Genomic DNA, 15,234 nt, shown 5'->3' with positions numbered 1-15,234 from the left:
AGGCCATCGCCCCGCCGGCGCCCTGGACGAACCGCGCGAGGACGAGGACCTCCTGCGACGGGGCGAGCGCACAGAGGACGGAGGCGCCGACGAACCGCCCACGGGCGGCGCGGCCCGGGGGAGCGGGGCCCTTGCCAGACTGTCGGCATGACCCAGATGGCGTCCATCACGCTCGAGGGAGCCTCCTTCGAGGACCGCTTCCTGAAGATCCTGGAGGAGACGGGCCTGGAGCCCGAGGAGTTCGAGGGCCTGCCCTACTTCTCCTACAGCCCGTTCTTCGTGATCGCCGGCGCGACGATCTCGCCGAAGATCCGCGAGCACGGCGACCACTCGCATTTCGAGGGCGTCGAGATCGAGGTCCCCGAGGACCAGGTCGAGATCTTCCTGGACGTCCTCCCCGAGCTGCTGGCCCAGCTGCAGCCGCTGGACGACGAGGACGGCGACGAGGGCTGACCGCCCGCGGGCGCCCTCCGCGTCCCGTTCGGCCCGACCGGCGCGTTCGGCCCGACCGGCGCGTTCGGCCCGACCGGCGCCGTGCGTCGGCCGGGTCGCCCGCCACCGCGATCCCGCGGTCGTCGGACCCGGCCACTGGGACCTTCGTCGCATCGGCGCGTCCAGGGCGACGCGTGCTCCGTACTCGAGGTAGGCCCCGGCTCCCGCCGGCGGCCCGCCACCCCGAGGAGCACCATGCGCACCCGCATCCTGACCGCGTCCGCGGCCGCCGTGAGCACCGTCGCCGTCATCGCCGTCCTGGCCGTGCCAGGCTCCGACGCCGCCGCCACGAAGACCGTCGAGGTCGACGACTTCCACTTCAGCCCCGCGAGCGTGACGGTCAAGCGCAACACGACCGTCAAGTGGATCTGGGTCGGCAAGGCCGAGCACGACGTCGAGGTCGTGAAGGGCCCCAAGGACTTCCACTCCAAGGTGATGACGACCGGGTCCTACACGAAGAAGTTCACGAAGAAGGGCACGTACCGGATCGACTGCTCGATCCACTCCTCGATCATGAAGATGGTCGTCAAGGTCAAGTAGGCGGCCTGCGGGGTGCGGCCGGCACCAGGGTCGCTACCTCGCGGGAAGGGTTGCTGGTCGACGTGCCCGCGGGGCCCGACCGACCGCCGGAGGCCGGCCACCGGCACCACGTTCTCGACCTCCCAGGAACGTTTCCTGGTCGACGTGCCCGCGGCGGCGGTCGGTCGAGCCGCTCCGTCAGCCCTGGGCGGTCTGCGCGTCCACCGTGTCCGGCAGCGCGTTGAGGCCCGCGATCGCCGCGACGATGTCGTCGGGGCCGCCGACGACCTCGAAGGTGCGGCCGACCGTCGAGGGGTCGTCCAGCACGGCCAGCAGCGTCGCGGCGACGTCGGCGCGGGGGATCGGGCCGCGCTCGACGTGACGGGCGGCGTGCACGCGACCGTGGCCCTCCTCGTCGGTCAGCAGCGCGGGCCGGACGATCGTGTAGTGCAGGCCGCTGGCCCGGACGTCCGCGTCGGCCTGGGCCTTCGCGCGCTGGTACTCGGAGTAGACGTCGTCGCCCTCGATGTGGCCGTCGATGCCGATGGCGGACACGATCACGATCCGGTCGACGCCGGCGTGGCGGCAGGCGTCGATCGTCTTCACGACGCCGCCGTGGTCGACCGACCACTTGCGCTCCGCGGGCTGGCCGGGGCCGGAGCCGGCGGCGAAGACCGCGGCGGTGGCGCCCCGGAAGGCGCCCGCGAGCGACTGCCCGGTGGTGTCCGGGTCCTCGAGGTCCACGATCACGGGATCGATCCCGTCGGCGCGCAGGTCCTCCGCGTGGTCCGGGTTGCGGATCACCCCTCGGGCCGTGTCGCCGCGTTCCGTCAGGAGCGCGCCCAGCTTCCGGGCGATCTGACCGTGTCCTCCGACGATGACGACGTCCATGTCCTCGACGCTACCCGCCTGTGGGCCGCGGTAACGGGCGACGGGGGATCCCGGCGGTCGGCGCGTCGGGAGTCGCGCGGGCGCCGGAGAGGTCACGGCGCGCCTGCCGGCGTCGCCCGACGCCGCACGGGCCGCGAGACCGGGGGTGGGGACCCCGGGTCGCCTCGGGGATCCTGGGGGCAGGATTGGGGGGAATCCCCATGGTGCGCGCGGACGCGGCCGCGCAGACTGGCTCCATGACCCAGATCCCCGGCTTCCTCCGCGCCGACGAGACCGACGTCCCCCAGCGTCCGGCCCGCTCGCTCTTCGACATCCTGGGGACGCTGGGGCCCGCCCCGACCGACGGCGGCCACGCGGCGCCGTTCCGCGCCGCCGCGGCCCTCGAGGTCGCCCGCCGCAACCGCCCGACGGGTCCGCCGCGCCCGACGCCGCACGGCGCGGCACCGCCGGCGCCCTGACCGACGTCCTCCCGGGCGGGCGTCCGCCGGGTTCCCGCCGACGTAGTGCCCGTATGGCCCACTACGCCGGCACCGTCGTCTCGTGGCGTTCCGCCCGGGACGCGTTCGAGGATCTCGCGGACTTCCGCTCCGTCGCGACCTGGGATCCCGGGGTCGCGTCGTGCGACCACACCGGCGGGACGATCGGCGAGGCCGGCTGCCGGTTCCGGGTGATCCAGGACACCTCCGGTCCGGACGTCGCGATCGACTACCGGATCACCGAGATCGCCTCGCCGCACCGGGTGGTCCTCGTCGGGAGCAACGCCTGGCTCGTCTCGATCGACGTGATCACGGTCGAGGCGCTGCCCTCGGGCTGCGAGGTCACCTACGACGCCACCATCCGCCTGAAGGGCCCGCTCCGGCTGCTGGACCCGCTGATGCGTCTGGGCCTGCGGCGGATCGGGGAGCGGGCCGAGGCCGGGCTGAGGACGTACCTGAACCCGTAGGACGTCCGACCGGGACGGACGCCCGCGGATGCGTGCCGGCGGTCCGGCCGCCCCGGTGCCGGACCGCCTCGCCCGCCCCGGTGTCGTCCCCGACCGGCCGGGGACCCGGGCCTCGCGGGGCCGCCCGCGGCATCGTCCGTATCATCGCCGTGTGCCGAAGCCGCCCGTCCTCACCCCGCAGGCCACCGACTTCCCGAAGTGGTACCAGGACGTCGTCGCGAAGGCCGAGCTGGCCGACAACGGCCCGGTCCGCGGCACGATGGTCATCCGCCCGTGGGCGTACGGGCTCTGGGAGCAGCTCCAGGGCGAGATCAACCGCCGGATCAAGGCCGCCGGCGCGCAGAACGCGTACTTCCCGCTGCTGATCCCGGCGTCGTACCTCCAGAAGGAGGCCGAGCACGTCGAGGGCTTCGCGCCCGAGCTCGCGATCGTCACGCAGGGCGGCGGCAAGGAGCTCGAGGAGCCCGCCGTCATCCGGCCGACGTCCGAGACGATCATCAACAGCTCGTTCTCCAAGTGGATCAACAGCTACAAGGACCTGCCGCTGCGGATCAACAACTGGTCCAACGTCGTGCGCTGGGAGCTCCGCCCGCGCCTGTTCCTGCGCACCACCGAGTTCCTCTGGCAGGAGGGCCACACCGCCCACGCCACCGCCGACGAGGCCCGGGCGTACGCGCTGCAGATCCTCGAGGACGTGTACCGCTCGGTGATGGTCGACGTCATGGGCATCCCGGTCATCCCGGGCCTGAAGACGCGCAAGGAGACGTTCGCCGGCGCCATCCGCTCCTGGACCTGCGAGGGCATGATGGGCGACGGCAAGGCGCTGCAGATGGGCACGAGCCACGAGCTCGCCCAGAACTTCGCCAAGGCGTTCGACATCCGCTTCCAGGACCAGAACGGCGAGATGCAGCACCCGTGGCAGACCTCGTGGGGCGTGTCGACGCGCCTGCTCGGCGCGGCGATCATGGTTCACGGCGACGACCACGGCATGCGGATCTCCCCGCGCGCGGCGCCGACGCAGGTCGTCGTCATGCAGCTCGCCGAGGACGACGCCGTCGCCGCGGCCGCCCGCGCCACCGTGCAGGAGCTGCTCGGCCGCGGCGTCCGCGTCGAGCTCGACGACCGCGTCGACCGCGGCTTCGGCCGCCGCGCGACGGACTGGGAGCTCAAGGGCGCCCCGATCCGCATCGAGCTCGGCAAGCGCGACATCGACAAGGGCGAGGCCACGATCGCCGACCGCGTCGACCGCTCGAAGACCTCCGTCCCGCTGACCGAGCTCGTCGCCCGCACCGTCGAGGTCCTCGACGGTCAGCACCAGCGCCTGTACGACGAGGCCCTGGCCCGCCGCACCGAGCGCACGGTCGACGTCGAGACCGTGGAGGACGCCCTGGCGGCCGCCGGGAACGGCTTCGCCCGCATCCCGTGGGCGACGCTCGGGCTGGAGGGCGAGGAGACGCTCGCCAAGCAGGGCGTCACCGTCCGCTGTCTCGTCGGCGCCGACGGCTCGCTGTCTGACCCGGACGAGCCGGGCGTGCTGGCGGTCGTCGCGCGGGCGTACTGACCCCCGAACCGCGCCGGCGGTCGGCCGCGGGTTCGGGCCGGCCGCCGGCGGCGGGGGCGAGCTTCGAGGGGCGGATGGGGTCGGTCGAAGGTCGGCCACCTGGTGTCCGGTATCGACCGCGCCCCACCGGCCTGCGCCCGCGAAGGACGGGGGTCGGTCGAGGGTCGGTCGATCACCGGCCACCTGGTGTCCGGTATCGACCGCGCCCCACCGGCCTGCGCCCGCGAAGGACGGGGGTCGGTCGATCACCGGCCAGACGGTGTCCGGTATCGACCGCGCCCCACCGGCTCGGCCCGGCCGACTGTGGGGGCCGGTCCATCGTCGGCCATCTTGAGTCGGTATCGGCCGTCGGCGACCGGTGCGCCGGCCGCGGGTCAGGGGCCCGGGTCCTCGACGAGCCGCCCCAGGCGGCGCGTCGCCACGGTGACGAAGGCGTCGGCGACGAGCTCGCGGATCTCGTCGCGGGTGATCCCGCGGTCGAGGTGCACGCCGATCCAGCCGCGGTGCCCGACGTAGGGCGGGACGAAGAACCGGTCCGGCTCGCCGTCGACGAGCGCCTCCTGGGCGCCCTCGGGGGCCGCGAGCCAGACCGCGACCCGGCCGTCGCCGTGGTGGTCGACGAGGTGCGCGGCGAACATCTTGCCCTTCGGCCCGGCGAAGAACGCGGGGTTGCCGTGGCTCGTGCGCTCCTCGGCCTCGGGCAGGGCCAGACAGAGCGCCCGGACGGTGTCGGGGTCGATGGTCGCCATGGCTCGGCGTCTCCGGGCGGGGTGGCGTCCGCGGCAGGAGCGCCCTGATCCTGCGGCGGGGCCGGGCCCGCGGGAGACGGGCGCGGCTAGTGCAGCTGCCAGTTGGGGTCGTGGTGCTCCAGGGCGTCGTCGAAGTCGTCGCGACTTCCCTCGACGGCCGCCTGGAAGAGCGTCCGGTCGATGCGGCCCTGGTAGACGGGCACTCCGAGCTGGACGCAGGTGGCGATGATGTCGACCCGCTTGACGCCGACCGCGTCGGCGAGCTCTTCGGGGGTGAGGTGGACGGCCACTGGGGGACTCCTTGGAACGGGTTCCGGTTGTCCCCTCCGGGTTCTAACGCAGTCGCCGGACCGAAGCAAGGCCCGATGCGGCCCGTCCGGCGCCCGGGCCGGGCTCAGGCCGGCCCGGGATCGTCGCGGCGGAGGCCCGCGACCAGGGCGCCGAGGTCCAGCGGACGCGACTCGTCCGCCGCGGCGACGCCGGCGCAGGCGGTGGTCCGCAGGCCGGCGATCGCGCTCATGCCGGTGTCCCTGGTGATCGAGACGATCTCGCGGGAGGCCTCGAGCTGCTCGGCCGTGATGCCGGCGATCGCGACGACCAGCTGGTGCTGGCCGTCGCGCCCCGTGACCGCGGGGGACGGGAAGAGCTCGCTGAGCAGCGCCCCGCCGCGCGAGACGACCGCGTCGGCGAGCGTCCGCCCGGCGTCGGCGACGTCCTCGAACGCGGGATACTCCGGCGGTGACCGGGGAGCGCAACGTCCTGGGCGGCCCGCTGGAGGAGTGCGGGACCGAGCCGATGACCGGCTTCTTCCGCGACGGCTGCTGTCGCACCGGTCCGCAGGACCGGGGACGGCACACGATCTGCGCGGTCGTGACGACCGAGTTCCTGGAGCACCAGCGCTCCATCGGCAACGACCTGAGCACCCCGATGCCGCGGTACCTGTTCGCCGGCCTGAGCCCCGGCGACCGCTGGTGCGTGACGGCCCCGAACTGGCTGCGGGCCCACGACGCCGGTGCCGCGGCCTACGTGGTGCTCGCCGCGACCCACGAGCGCGTGCTCGACGACGTCCCGATCGAGGCGCTGCGCGCGCACGCGGTGGACGTGCCGCCGGACGCGGGTGGCCTGACGGCCTGACGGCCGGACGCCGGCGGGGCACGGAGCGCGGGCCGGCGAGCGGGTCGAGGGACCCCGCGGTCGGGCGTGCGCATCGCCAGGCGGCGGAAGCGCCGCGCCGAGGACCGGCGCGCGGGCCCGTCAGGTCAGGATCGCCACCGCGACCCAGACCGCGGCGGCGATCCCGAGCACGACCGCGATCGCCCCGAACGCCTGCACCCGGCGGTCCGCGCCGACGATCTTGTCCTTGACCTGCAGGCCGCCGTCGACGCCCTTGTCGAGCAGGTGCTGCGCCCACGCGAACTCGAACGACAGCATCGCGAGCCCGAGCGGGATCACCACGACCGCGGGGCCCGGGAAGACGATCATCGCGACGCCGGCGACCACGACGATGACGCCCGCGATCACCCAGACGGCGCGGTAGAGCAGTCCGCGCTCCTGGTACGCCTCCCGCCGCGCCTCGAGCTTCTGGAGGATGCGGGGCCGCTCGCGCTCGGACATCTGGGGGATGTTCTACCGGGTCCGGGAGGCCGGCCCGTCCCGCCACCGCCTTGGCGGATCGTCGCGCCGTCCCCGTCCCCGATCACGTTGTGACCGGTGGTAGGTTCGCGCTGTCCCGGCTCGTCGCCCCGTCGCGTCGGGACACCGCACCAACGGCTCCCGGTTCGTCTGCCACGGCGGGCCCCGCGGAGCCAGCACGGAGACCCACGGCATGTCGAGATCAGCCCCGTCCCGCCCGTTCGCCGGCCGCCGCCGCGCGGTCGTCGCCGTCGCGCTGGCCCTGTGGGCCGTCTGCACGGCGACGGCGCACGCGGCCGATGCACAGATCGTCTCGGAGCGACGCGTGAGCGCTCGGGTCGTCGAGCTCCAGGTCTCCACGCCTGCGCTCGCCGCCCCGACGCGGGTGACGGTCGACCTGCCGGCCGGCTACGACGCGCAGCCCGACCGGCGCTGGCCGGTGACGTACTTCCTGGCGGGCACCATGAACAACGATCGCGCGTTCAACGACATCGTCGGCGGCTTGAAGCTGACCGAGGGCTACCCGTCGATCGTGGTCTCGCCCGACGGCGACAACGGCAGCTACTGGAGCGATTGGTACAACGGTGGGGCGTTCGGAGCGCCGAAGTTCGAGACCTACGTCAGTGACCAGCTGATTGCGTTGATCGACCGCCGCTTCCGCACGATCGCCGACCGCTCCCAGCGGGTGATCGCCGGGGTCTCGATGGGCGGCTACGGCGCGGTGATGCTCGCCGCCCGCCACCCGGATCGCTACGCCGCCGTCGCGAGCATCTCGGGCGTGGTGGACAACAGCCTCGTCCCCACCGGCGCGGTCCTCTCGATCAGCTCGACGTTCGACGGCGGGCCGGTCGACGCCATCTACGGCCCGCGCGCGACGCAGGAGATCCGCTGGCGGGGCCACAACCCCACCGACCTCGCCGGCAACCTCCGTGACCTCGACCTCCAGGTGCGGACCGCCGACGGCCTCCCGAACCCGGGCATCGGCGAGCAGCTGCTGTCCGCCGACACCGTCTCCTGCGTCGTCGAGGCGGGCGTGTACGCGGCGAGCGTCAGCTTCCATCGCACGCTCGTGTCGGCCGGGATCCCGCACGCCTGGAAGGACTACGGCAGCGGCTGCCACACCCCGGAGAACTTCCAGCGCCAGATCGTCGACGTGCTGCGGCAGTTCCAGACGGTTCTCGCCCATCCGCGGCCCGTCCCGGCGTCGTTCTCGTACTCGTCGATCGAGCCGGACTTCGACATCTGGGGCTGGCACGTCGCCGCCGACCGCCGGCGCGCGGCGGAGTTCCTGCGGCTCGACGACGCCGGCGCGAGTGGCCTGACGCTCACCGGCTCAGGCCTCACGACGGTGACGTCGCCGCCGTCGTTCGCGGGCGTGCCTCGCGTGGACCTCGCCGGGGCGACCGCCGGTTCGGTGGTCCCCGACCCCGCCGGCCGGATCCGCTTCGTCGTCGACCTCGGGCCGCCGGACGCGGCGCAGCAGCTCACCCCCGGGGCGACGACCCGCCGGGTGCGCCGGGCCGTGAGCCTTCGTCCGCAGGCCGTCGTGGTGATCACCAGGTCCCGCCCGACGCGTGGGCACCTCCGCGTCTGTGCCCACACCGTCGGCGGTACGGTCGCCGCGCGCCTGGCCGTCACCGGCGCCCGCCGCCGGGTGCTGACCCGCGGGCGGGTGGTGCCCCTCGGCCCGGAGGCGACCTGCCGGTCGCTGCGCTGGACCCGGCGCCTCCGCGACGCCCGGGGAACGCTGCGGGTGACCGGGACCGACGGCGTCGGCCACCCGGTCGCCGCGCGGCGCACGTTCCGCGTGCCGGCGGCGCTCCGGCGCTGAGCGAGCCGGATCGACCACGGCGCCCGGGCGGGTCGGTCGATCCGCGGCGGCGCGGCGCGGACTCCCGACCCGCGGTGACCTCGCAGGTCATTGCGCCCACGACCGGAGTCGGTCACGGTGGGGTCCCTGGACCGGACCGCGGAGGACCCCGTTGCTGTACGCCGAAGACCTGACGCCCGGGCGCGAGTTCCCGTTCGGGACGTGGACGATGACCGAGGCCGACGTCTTCGCCTACGCCCGGGAGTGGGACCCGCTGCCCATCCACACCGACCCGGAGCACGCCGCCTCCGGCCCGCACGGAGGCGTCATCGCGAGCGGCCTGCACACGCTCGCCGTCTACCAGCGGCTCGCGGCGGCGGCCCTGTGGTCGCAGACCTCGGGCGTCGGCGGGCGCGGCTTCCAGGTCGGCTTCCGCCGTCCCGTCAAGCCCGGCACCACGCTGACGGGGAAGGCCCGCATCGACCGCGTCGAGCACCGCCCGGAGCGCGGCCGGTCGGTCGTCTGGGTCGTCTCGCAACTGACCGGTGACGACGGCGAGGTCGTGCTGGACATCACCGTCGACGCGATCGTCTTCATGCGGCCCGCCGAGTGAGCGCCGGCGCCGGGCCTCAGTGCCTGGCGCGCTTGGTCTGCTTCTTGATGAAGGTCAGGCGGCCCGTCCACGAGTAGGACTGGGTGCAGGTCACGCCGTTGGACGCGTCGCTGCCGCAGTCGCTCGGCGGCGCCTCGGACGGTGGCATCAGCACCGTCTTCGTGAACGAGGCCCTCTTCAGGTCCTTCGGCGTGATCTTCGTCAGGCCCGTCAGGGCCGGGGCGCTGCCGTCGGACTGGCCGACGCCCGAGGTCAGGATCACGTCGTGCCAGAAGTCGGCCGGATGGCAGGCCGACGAGCCGTCGCCGCCGCCCGACGCCGTCGAGAAGCCGTCGGCCGCCAGCGCCGTCACCTGCAGGCCGCCCTTGACCCGCTTGAGCGTGAGGCCGCCGTCGGTGGCGATGCCCCCGCCGCCGCCCGGGAGCCCCGTGCGGCCGAGCGTGCCGGCGCCCTCGCAGCCACTGTCGTCGGTGTTCGGCGAGACGATCTTCCACGTGCCGGTCCCGACCGCGCCGTGCTTGAAGGCGGGGAACCCGGTCTGCGTGGGGTTCTTCACCCGCGGGACGAGGACGTGCTCGTAGGGCGTGGCCCACCGGAACGATGCGTCGGTCGTCGCCGTCAGGCCGTCGCTGGTGTGCGTGGACGAGAACGTCCCGGAGCCCTGGAACGTCACGCTGTAGGTGAAGAACGCCTGGAGGCCGGTCGATGATCGGTGCTTCGACGCGGCCGACGCGGTGGTCGGCACGGCGGCGAGGGCGACCGCGGCGAGCAGGGTCGCGGTCCGGGATGCGGGCACGGGAAGGGTCCTTGCGTACGGGGTGAGCGGGCAGCGTCCCAGCGTTGGTGAACCCTGTCCACGAGGTGGAGGAGGCGGCGACGCCCGCTCGGTGCGCGGGCGCCAGGAGTGGTGGCGACGCGCCGCATCGGGCGGCCGGACGGGACCGGGTCGGGACCGCCGTCAGCGCTGCGCCCGGCGGCGACGCCGCAGCTCGGCGTCGCTCTCGCCCCGCAGGACGTGCTCGGGGAGGTCGTGGGCGTGGACCTCGCGCCCCGTGCCGGATGGGGCGTGGAGCAGCGTCGTCCGCAGGCGGTCGCGGTCGGCGCGCTTGGCGTCCTCCTCGCGCTTGGCGACGTCGCCGCTCACCCACAGCCGGTGGATGACCCCGAGCGCCGGAATCAGCCCGATCGACAGCACGTACATGCACATCGGGGTCGTGACGTACCCCAGGCCGGGCAGGAACCCCGTGACCCACCGGGTCCAGAGGACCGTCGCTCCCACGAAGATCGCGACCACGGCGACGGCGAGCACGGCGGCCAGGCAGCGGCCGACGAGGTCGGAGAGCCCGAACCCGTCACCCGCTCCCGCGGTGTCCGCGTCCGCGCTCATGTCGAGGCCGCCCGGTCGACGTCGTCTCGGTCAGATCTCATGTCGCACCTCAGGGGCGAAGGGTGTCGGCCATCACGCAGCCCGTACGCCGAAGGTAGCACTTGTCGATCACGCGATCAATATGTATTGATCACGTGATCGATGGATTCGGCGGCCGCCGTCGGAGCTCGGAGCCGGTGGTACGTTGCCCCGATGCCGATGGAGACCACCCCGCGGCGGCCGACGCAGGCCGAGCGTCGCGCTGCGACCCGCGCGCGGGTGCTCGACGCCGCGATGGCGGGGCTCGTCGACGACGGCTACGCCACGCTGACCACCCGCGCGGTGGCCGAGCGCGCCGGCGTCGCGCAGAGCACGGTGATGCATCACTTCGGGACTCGCGAGGAGCTGCTGTCGGAGGCGATGTCGCTGATCGGCGTGCGCCTGATCGAGGAGGTCCTCGCCGACGCGCAGCGCGAGCCGCGCGGGCCGCTGGACCGCGCGGAGCTGCTCGACGGCCTCTGGGCGCGCTACAAGTCGCCGGCCGGACTCGCCATCGGCAACCTCTGGATCGCGGCCTGGAACGCGCCGGAGCTGGCGGGGGTCATCCGCCAGCTCGAGGAGCGGGTCACCGACGCCATCGTCGCGGCCGCCGAGCACCTGGCGCCCGAGGCGGCCGACCCGGGGCTCCGGGCCTTCGTGGACGGTACGCAGGCGATGATGCGCGGTCTCGTCGTGCTCGTCCCGATCACCGGTGTCGACGACGTCGACGCCCGCTGGGAGACGATCCGCCCGCTGATGCTCCGCGCGGCCAGCGGCGTCGACGCGCAGGGCTGACCGCCGCCGGAGACCGCGTCCGTCGATCCCGCCGGACGAACCCCCGCCGGGGCCGCGTCGCCGAGCCGGCGCGGACGCACGACGGGCGCCTCTCGGCGCCCGTCGCGGTCCTGCTCAGGTCAGCCGCCGCCCGGGCGGCCGACTGTGGGGCGGACCCTCAACCGCAGCCCGTGTTGTTGCCGCAGCTGGAGCACGTGTAGCACGCGCCGGTGCGCTGCATCATGCCGCCGCAGTCGCCGCAGACCGGGCCGAGCTCGATGTCCGGGCCCTTGGCCTGGACGCGCGCGGGGACGACCGGCGGGGTGTCCGTCGCGGCGTTCAGGGCCGGCTGGCCGCTCGCGGGCGGGGTCACCGTGCCGGCCGAGGCCGTCACGGCCGTGCCGTTGCCGGCCACCGGGCGGGCGGTGTCGCCACCGCCCTGGACGACGTCCTGCGCGTTCTGGCGGTGGCGCACGGCGTCGGTCCGGATGCCGAGCTCCTCCTGGATGTCGGCGTCCAGGAAGCGGCTGGCGAGCCAGCGCATGAAGTAGTCCGGCATGGACTTCGCGAACGGGATCTCGGGGTTCGTGGTGATCCCCTCCGGCTCGAAGCGCATGTACGCGAACTTGCGCACGAGCGTCTCGAGCGGCACGCCGTACTGCAGGGCGATCGACACCGAGGTGGCGAAGGAGTTCATCATGCCGCGGACGGCGGAGCCCTCCTTGCCGATGTCGGTGAGGAAGATCTCGCCGACGGAGCCGTCCTCGTACTTGCCCGCCGTGATGTAGCCCTCGTGGCCGCCGATCGAGAACTTGTGCGTGATCGACTGGCGCTCGCGCGGCATGCGGCGGCGCTGCGGGCCGAGCTCGGCGCGCAGGCGGGCCTCGGTCTCGGCCACGGCCTTGCCGACGGCCTTGGCGACGATCTCGTCGACCTGCTCCTGCGCCACGACGTCGTCGTCCTGCGCGTCCGTGCGCAGGGCCTGCGCCGTCTTGGAGCCGTCGCGGTAGATGGCCAGGGCCTTGACACCCAGGCGCCAGGCCTCGGTGTAGGCCTCGGCGATGTCCTCGACCGTGGCGGTCTTGGGCATGTTGACCGTCTTCGAGATCGCGCCCGAGAGGAACGGCTGCGTGGCGCCCATCATCTTGATGTGGCCCATGTGCGAGATCGCGCGGGCACCGACGGCGACGTCGAACACCGAGAGGTGCTCGTCCTTGAGGCCGGGCGCGCCGATGATCGAGCCGTGCTCGTTGGTGAAGGCGATGATCTGGTCGACCTGCTCGGGCGAGTAGCCGAGCTCCTTCAGCGCCAGCGGCACCGTGCGGTTGACGATGACCATGTTGCCGCCGCCGACGAGCTCCTTGTACTTGACGAGCGAGAAGTCCGGCTCGATGCCGGTCGTGTCGCAGTCCATGAGGAAGGAGATGGTGCCGGTCGGCGCCAGGACGGTCGCCTGGGCGTTGCGGTAGCCGTGCTGCTCGCCGAGCTCGACGGCCTCCTCCCAGGAGCGCTGGGCGGCCTTCAGCAGCGGGATGTCGCCGGCGTCGACGTCGTCGATCTCGTACGACGCGTCGCGGTGCATCCGCATGACCGCGTTGTGCGGCTCGCGGTTCTCCTCGTAGGCCTCGAACGGGCCGATGGCCGCCGAGATCTCGGCGGAGCGGCGGTACGCGCGGCCCGTCATCAGGGCGGTGATCGCGGCGGCGGTGGCGCGGCCGTGGTCGGAGTCGTACGGCATGCCCTTGGACATCAGGAGCGCGCCGAGGTTGGCGTAGCCGAGGCCGAGCTGGCGGAAGCGACGGGCGTTCTCGCCGATCTTCTCCGTCGGGTAGCTCGACGGGCCGACGATGATCTCCTGCGCGAGCAGCAGCACGTCGACCGTGTGCTCGAACATCGGGACGTCGAAGGTGCCGTCGGGACGACGGAACTTCATGAGGTTGATCGACGCGAGGTTGCAGGCCGAGTCGTCGACGTGCATGTACTCCGAGCACGGGTTCGACGCGTTGATGCGGCCCGAGTTCGGCGACGTGTGCCAGCGGTTGATCGTCGTGTCGTACTGGATGCCCGGATCGGCGCAGCGCCAGGCGGCCTTGGCGATCTCGTCCATCAGCTGGCGCGCGCGGAAGCTCGGCGTCTTGACGTCGGCGACCTCCTTGTTGCGCGGCGTCGTCTGCCACTCGCCGTCGTCGACGACGGCCTGCATGAAGTCGTCGGAGACGCGGACGGAGTTGTTCGCGTTCTGGTACTGGATCGACGTGAAGCCGTCACCGTCGATCGACATGTCGAAGCCGGCCTTCGCCAGGGCCTCGGCCTTGTCCTCCTCCTTCGCCTTGCACTGCACGAACTCGAGGATGTCGGGGTGGTCGACGTCGAGGACGACCATCTTCGCCGCCCGGCGGGTCTTGCCGCCGGACTTGATCGTGCCGGCCCAGGAGTCCGCGCCGCGCATGAACGAGACGGGGCCCGAGGCGGTACCGCCCTTGGACAGGGGCTCCATCGAGCCGCGGATGTTCGACAGGTTGATGCCGGAGCCGGAGCCGCCACGGAAGATGCGGCCCTCCTTGGTGTTCCACTCCAGGATCGAGTCCATCGAGTCGTCGACGGAGAGGATGAAGCACGCCGAGCACTGCGGCGACTCCTCGAACCCGACGTTGAACCAGACCGGCGAGTTGAACGCGGCGAGCTGGTTGAGCAGGATGTAGGTCAGCTCGGCCTCGAAGGCGTCGCCGTCCTCCTCCGTCGAGAAGTAGGCCAGCGAGCGGCCCCACTCGGCGATCGTGCCGGCCACGCGGCTGACGATCTGGCGGACGGAGCTCTCGCGGGCCGGGGTGTCGACCTGGCCGCGGAAGTACTTCTGCGTGACGATGTTCGTCGCGTTCTGTGACCAGGACGTCGGGAACTCGACGCCGCGCTGGACGAAGGCGGGCTTCTCCGGGTTGCCGATGACGGCGTCGCGGAGCTCCCACTCGACCTGATCGAAGGGATGGACGCCGGGCGTCGTGAACCGGCGACTGACCGTGAGCGCCTGGTCCGCGCGTCGGTCGCTGATGATGGGGGAGTTCGCCGGTTCCATGCCTGCCTACGTTCCTTCGGGATTGCCGTGCTGGTGCTGCGTCCCGGAGGTCACGTGGCGCTGCTCCGCGGAGCGCGCCGGACCGTCCGGGTGAAGTCCATTCCCGGGCTCCCGTGACGAGTCACAGGGGCGACGGACGGACACCTTGACGTACTCGGCCGACGGAACCGTGGCGCTCGGGGCCCTACGGGCCGGACCGGTCGCCGGATCGCCTGCAAACACCGGCGAAAAGACAATTCGGAATGCGATCCGTCCAGTGCGTCCATCGAACCCATGGCCATGGACGGAGTGCCCACCGTCCACCGGCACCCGCCGCGCGGAGGTGGCCGAACGACGGTCATCGGCGTCGCCCGGTCGCGGGCCCGGGAGGACCGCGACCGTTCGTCCATTCTATCGCGACGGAGGCCGGATCTCCAGTCCAGGACTGGAGATCCGGGCGTTGGGTGCGGAGCCGGGAGCGGCTGGCCCGGAGGCCTCCGCGACGACGTCCGGGCAGGCCCGGACGTCCGCCTCAGCGTCCGGAGCCGAAGCGCATCCAGTCGCGGAACTCGGCCCAGCGGAGGCTGATCCGCCAGCCGGCCTCGCCCATCGAGTGCCCGAGCGGCGTGAGCCACTGGATGCGGCCCGTGGCGTTCACGAGCGCCCAGCCCAGCGCCGCGGCGCCGATGATCGCGGCCGCCAGGACGGCCCACGTCCAGCCCTCGGGGCCGTCGTCGGTCGGCGACTCCGCGCGGGCGGCGGGGTCGCCCGCGGGCCCGGCCGCCCCCGCGGC

General features: G+C 73.1%; 17 protein-coding genes and 1 pseudogene. 9 read left to right on the top strand and 9 right to left on the bottom strand.

All coding sequences use genetic code 11. From position 1 onward, the window contains the following. The first annotated feature begins 147 nt into the window (after positions 1–147). Both AB0L40_RS20855 and AB0L40_RS20850 read left to right on the top strand, forming a co-directional pair. Complete coding sequence (locus tag AB0L40_RS20855; RefSeq protein ID WP_364359073.1) at positions 148–453, top strand: hypothetical protein; 306 nt, start codon at positions 148–150, stop codon at positions 451–453. Positions 454–687: 234 nt separating this feature from the next. After that, positions 688–1,032 carry a plastocyanin/azurin family copper-binding protein gene (locus AB0L40_RS20850; protein ID WP_364359070.1) on the top strand — a complete coding sequence of 115 codons (345 nt, stop codon included), beginning with the start codon at positions 688–690 and terminating at the stop codon, positions 1,030–1,032. Between the two features lie 177 nt (positions 1,033–1,209). Here the strand turns inward: AB0L40_RS20850 and AB0L40_RS20845 are convergent, their stop codons facing one another. Then, the gene (locus tag AB0L40_RS20845; RefSeq protein WP_364359068.1) at positions 1,210–1,902 is read right to left on the bottom strand and encodes an SDR family oxidoreductase; all 693 of its coding nucleotides are present in this window, start codon (positions 1,900–1,902) and stop codon (positions 1,210–1,212) included. A 236-nt stretch (positions 1,903–2,138) separates the two neighbouring features. Between AB0L40_RS20845 and AB0L40_RS20840 the strand changes: the two genes are divergently transcribed. From AB0L40_RS20840 to proS, 3 genes are all read left to right on the top strand, one after another. After that, on the top strand, positions 2,139–2,360 hold the full coding sequence (locus tag AB0L40_RS20840) for a hypothetical protein (protein WP_364359065.1): 222 nt from the start codon (positions 2,139–2,141) through the stop codon (positions 2,358–2,360). Positions 2,361–2,413: 53 nt separating this feature from the next. Next, entirely contained in the window at positions 2,414–2,845 is a 432-nt protein-coding gene (locus tag AB0L40_RS20835; RefSeq protein ID WP_364359062.1) for an SRPBCC family protein, read from the top strand. A gap of 151 nt (positions 2,846–2,996) precedes the next feature. Next, on the top strand, positions 2,997–4,406 hold the full coding sequence (gene proS, locus AB0L40_RS20830) for a proline--tRNA ligase (protein WP_364359059.1): 1,410 nt from the start codon (positions 2,997–2,999) through the stop codon (positions 4,404–4,406). Between the two features lie 374 nt (positions 4,407–4,780). Here proS and AB0L40_RS20825 read toward each other — a convergent pair whose 3' ends face one another. The 3 genes from AB0L40_RS20825 to AB0L40_RS20815 form a co-directional block, all read right to left on the bottom strand. Beyond that, a complete protein-coding gene (locus AB0L40_RS20825; RefSeq protein WP_364359056.1) occupies positions 4,781–5,155 on the bottom strand; it encodes an MmcQ/YjbR family DNA-binding protein in 375 nt (124 codons plus the stop codon). Positions 5,156–5,241: 86 nt separating this feature from the next. Further along, a complete protein-coding gene (locus AB0L40_RS20820; protein ID WP_364359053.1) occupies positions 5,242–5,445 on the bottom strand; it encodes a hypothetical protein in 204 nt (67 codons plus the stop codon). 104 nt (positions 5,446–5,549) lie between these two features. Further along, positions 5,550–5,675 (bottom strand): hypothetical protein, encoded by a 126-nt coding sequence (locus AB0L40_RS20815; RefSeq protein ID WP_364359051.1) that lies wholly within the window; start codon positions 5,673–5,675, stop codon positions 5,550–5,552. A 218-nt stretch (positions 5,676–5,893) separates the two neighbouring features. Here AB0L40_RS20815 and AB0L40_RS20810 point away from each other — a divergent pair, with 218 nt between their 5' ends. Next, on the top strand, positions 5,894–6,289 hold the full coding sequence (locus AB0L40_RS20810; RefSeq protein ID WP_364359048.1) for a DUF2237 domain-containing protein: 396 nt from the start codon (positions 5,894–5,896) through the stop codon (positions 6,287–6,289). Between the two features lie 120 nt (positions 6,290–6,409). Here AB0L40_RS20810 and AB0L40_RS20805 read toward each other — a convergent pair whose 3' ends face one another. Further along, positions 6,410–6,769, bottom strand: coding sequence for a PGPGW domain-containing protein (locus AB0L40_RS20805; RefSeq protein ID WP_364359045.1), 360 nt, complete (start codon positions 6,767–6,769; stop codon positions 6,410–6,412). Between the two features lie 211 nt (positions 6,770–6,980). Between AB0L40_RS20805 and AB0L40_RS20800 the strand changes: the two genes are divergently transcribed. Together AB0L40_RS20800 and AB0L40_RS20795 are read left to right on the top strand one after the other, a co-directional pair. Continuing rightward, positions 6,981–8,618: an alpha/beta hydrolase-fold protein gene (locus AB0L40_RS20800; RefSeq protein WP_364359042.1), complete on the top strand. Its 1,638-nt coding sequence runs from the start codon at positions 6,981–6,983 to the stop codon at positions 8,616–8,618. Positions 8,619–8,769: 151 nt separating this feature from the next. Continuing rightward, positions 8,770–9,210 (top strand): MaoC/PaaZ C-terminal domain-containing protein, encoded by a 441-nt coding sequence (locus AB0L40_RS20795; protein WP_364359039.1) that lies wholly within the window; start codon positions 8,770–8,772, stop codon positions 9,208–9,210. A 16-nt stretch (positions 9,211–9,226) separates the two neighbouring features. Here the strand turns inward: AB0L40_RS20795 and AB0L40_RS20790 are convergent, their stop codons facing one another. Both AB0L40_RS20790 and AB0L40_RS20785 read right to left on the bottom strand, forming a co-directional pair. Then, the gene (locus AB0L40_RS20790; protein ID WP_364359036.1) at positions 9,227–10,006 is read right to left on the bottom strand and encodes a hypothetical protein; all 780 of its coding nucleotides are present in this window, start codon (positions 10,004–10,006) and stop codon (positions 9,227–9,229) included. 162 nt (positions 10,007–10,168) lie between these two features. Next, positions 10,169–10,597: a hypothetical protein gene (locus AB0L40_RS20785; RefSeq protein ID WP_364359033.1), complete on the bottom strand. Its 429-nt coding sequence runs from the start codon at positions 10,595–10,597 to the stop codon at positions 10,169–10,171. A 192-nt stretch (positions 10,598–10,789) separates the two neighbouring features. Here AB0L40_RS20785 and AB0L40_RS20780 point away from each other — a divergent pair, with 192 nt between their 5' ends. Beyond that, positions 10,790–11,410 (top strand): helix-turn-helix domain-containing protein, encoded by a 621-nt coding sequence (locus AB0L40_RS20780; RefSeq protein WP_364359030.1) that lies wholly within the window; start codon positions 10,790–10,792, stop codon positions 11,408–11,410. Positions 11,411–11,567: 157 nt separating this feature from the next. Here the strand turns inward: AB0L40_RS20780 and AB0L40_RS20775 are convergent, their stop codons facing one another. Together AB0L40_RS20775 and AB0L40_RS20770 are read right to left on the bottom strand one after the other, a co-directional pair. Continuing rightward, a complete protein-coding gene (locus AB0L40_RS20775) occupies positions 11,568–14,462 on the bottom strand; it encodes a vitamin B12-dependent ribonucleotide reductase (protein ID WP_364359027.1) in 2,895 nt (964 codons plus the stop codon). Positions 14,463–14,973: 511 nt separating this feature from the next. After that, positions 14,974–15,234, bottom strand: a pseudogene (locus AB0L40_RS20770) (hypothetical protein); the annotation flags it as partial.

This window comes from Patulibacter sp. NPDC049589, assembly GCF_040675535.1.
Lineage (GTDB): Bacteria > Actinomycetota > Thermoleophilia > Solirubrobacterales > Solirubrobacteraceae > Patulibacter.
Note: the sequence above shows the minus strand (reverse complement) of the source record. Positions and strands in the feature narration are given on the sequence as shown.

Bases quoted from the DNA above. Each gene is read 5' to 3' on its own strand.
- AB0L40_RS20840 (WP_364359065.1), top strand. From the start codon at position 2,139: ATGACCCAGATCCCCGGCTTCCTCCGCGCCGACGAGACCGACGTCCCC.
- AB0L40_RS20780 (WP_364359030.1), top strand. From the start codon at position 10,790: ATGCCGATGGAGACCACCCCGCGGCGGCCGACGCAGGCCGAGCGTCGC.
- AB0L40_RS20805 (WP_364359045.1), bottom strand. From the start codon at position 6,769: ATGTCCGAGCGCGAGCGGCCCCGCATCCTCCAGAAGCTCGAGGCGCGG.
- AB0L40_RS20825 (WP_364359056.1), bottom strand. From the start codon at position 5,155: ATGGCGACCATCGACCCCGACACCGTCCGGGCGCTCTGTCTGGCCCTG.
- AB0L40_RS20800 (WP_364359042.1), top strand. From the start codon at position 6,981: ATGTCGAGATCAGCCCCGTCCCGCCCGTTCGCCGGCCGCCGCCGCGCG.
- AB0L40_RS20850 (WP_364359070.1), top strand. From the start codon at position 688: ATGCGCACCCGCATCCTGACCGCGTCCGCGGCCGCCGTGAGCACCGTC.
- AB0L40_RS20775 (WP_364359027.1), bottom strand. From the start codon at position 14,462: ATGGAACCGGCGAACTCCCCCATCATCAGCGACCGACGCGCGGACCAG.
- AB0L40_RS20845 (WP_364359068.1), bottom strand. From the start codon at position 1,902: ATGGACGTCGTCATCGTCGGAGGACACGGTCAGATCGCCCGGAAGCTG.
- AB0L40_RS20835 (WP_364359062.1), top strand. From the start codon at position 2,414: ATGGCCCACTACGCCGGCACCGTCGTCTCGTGGCGTTCCGCCCGGGAC.
- AB0L40_RS20785 (WP_364359033.1), bottom strand. From the start codon at position 10,597: ATGAGCGCGGACGCGGACACCGCGGGAGCGGGTGACGGGTTCGGGCTC.
- AB0L40_RS20815 (WP_364359051.1), bottom strand. From the start codon at position 5,675: ATGAGCGCGATCGCCGGCCTGCGGACCACCGCCTGCGCCGGCGTCGCC.
- AB0L40_RS20855 (WP_364359073.1), top strand. From the start codon at position 148: ATGACCCAGATGGCGTCCATCACGCTCGAGGGAGCCTCCTTCGAGGAC.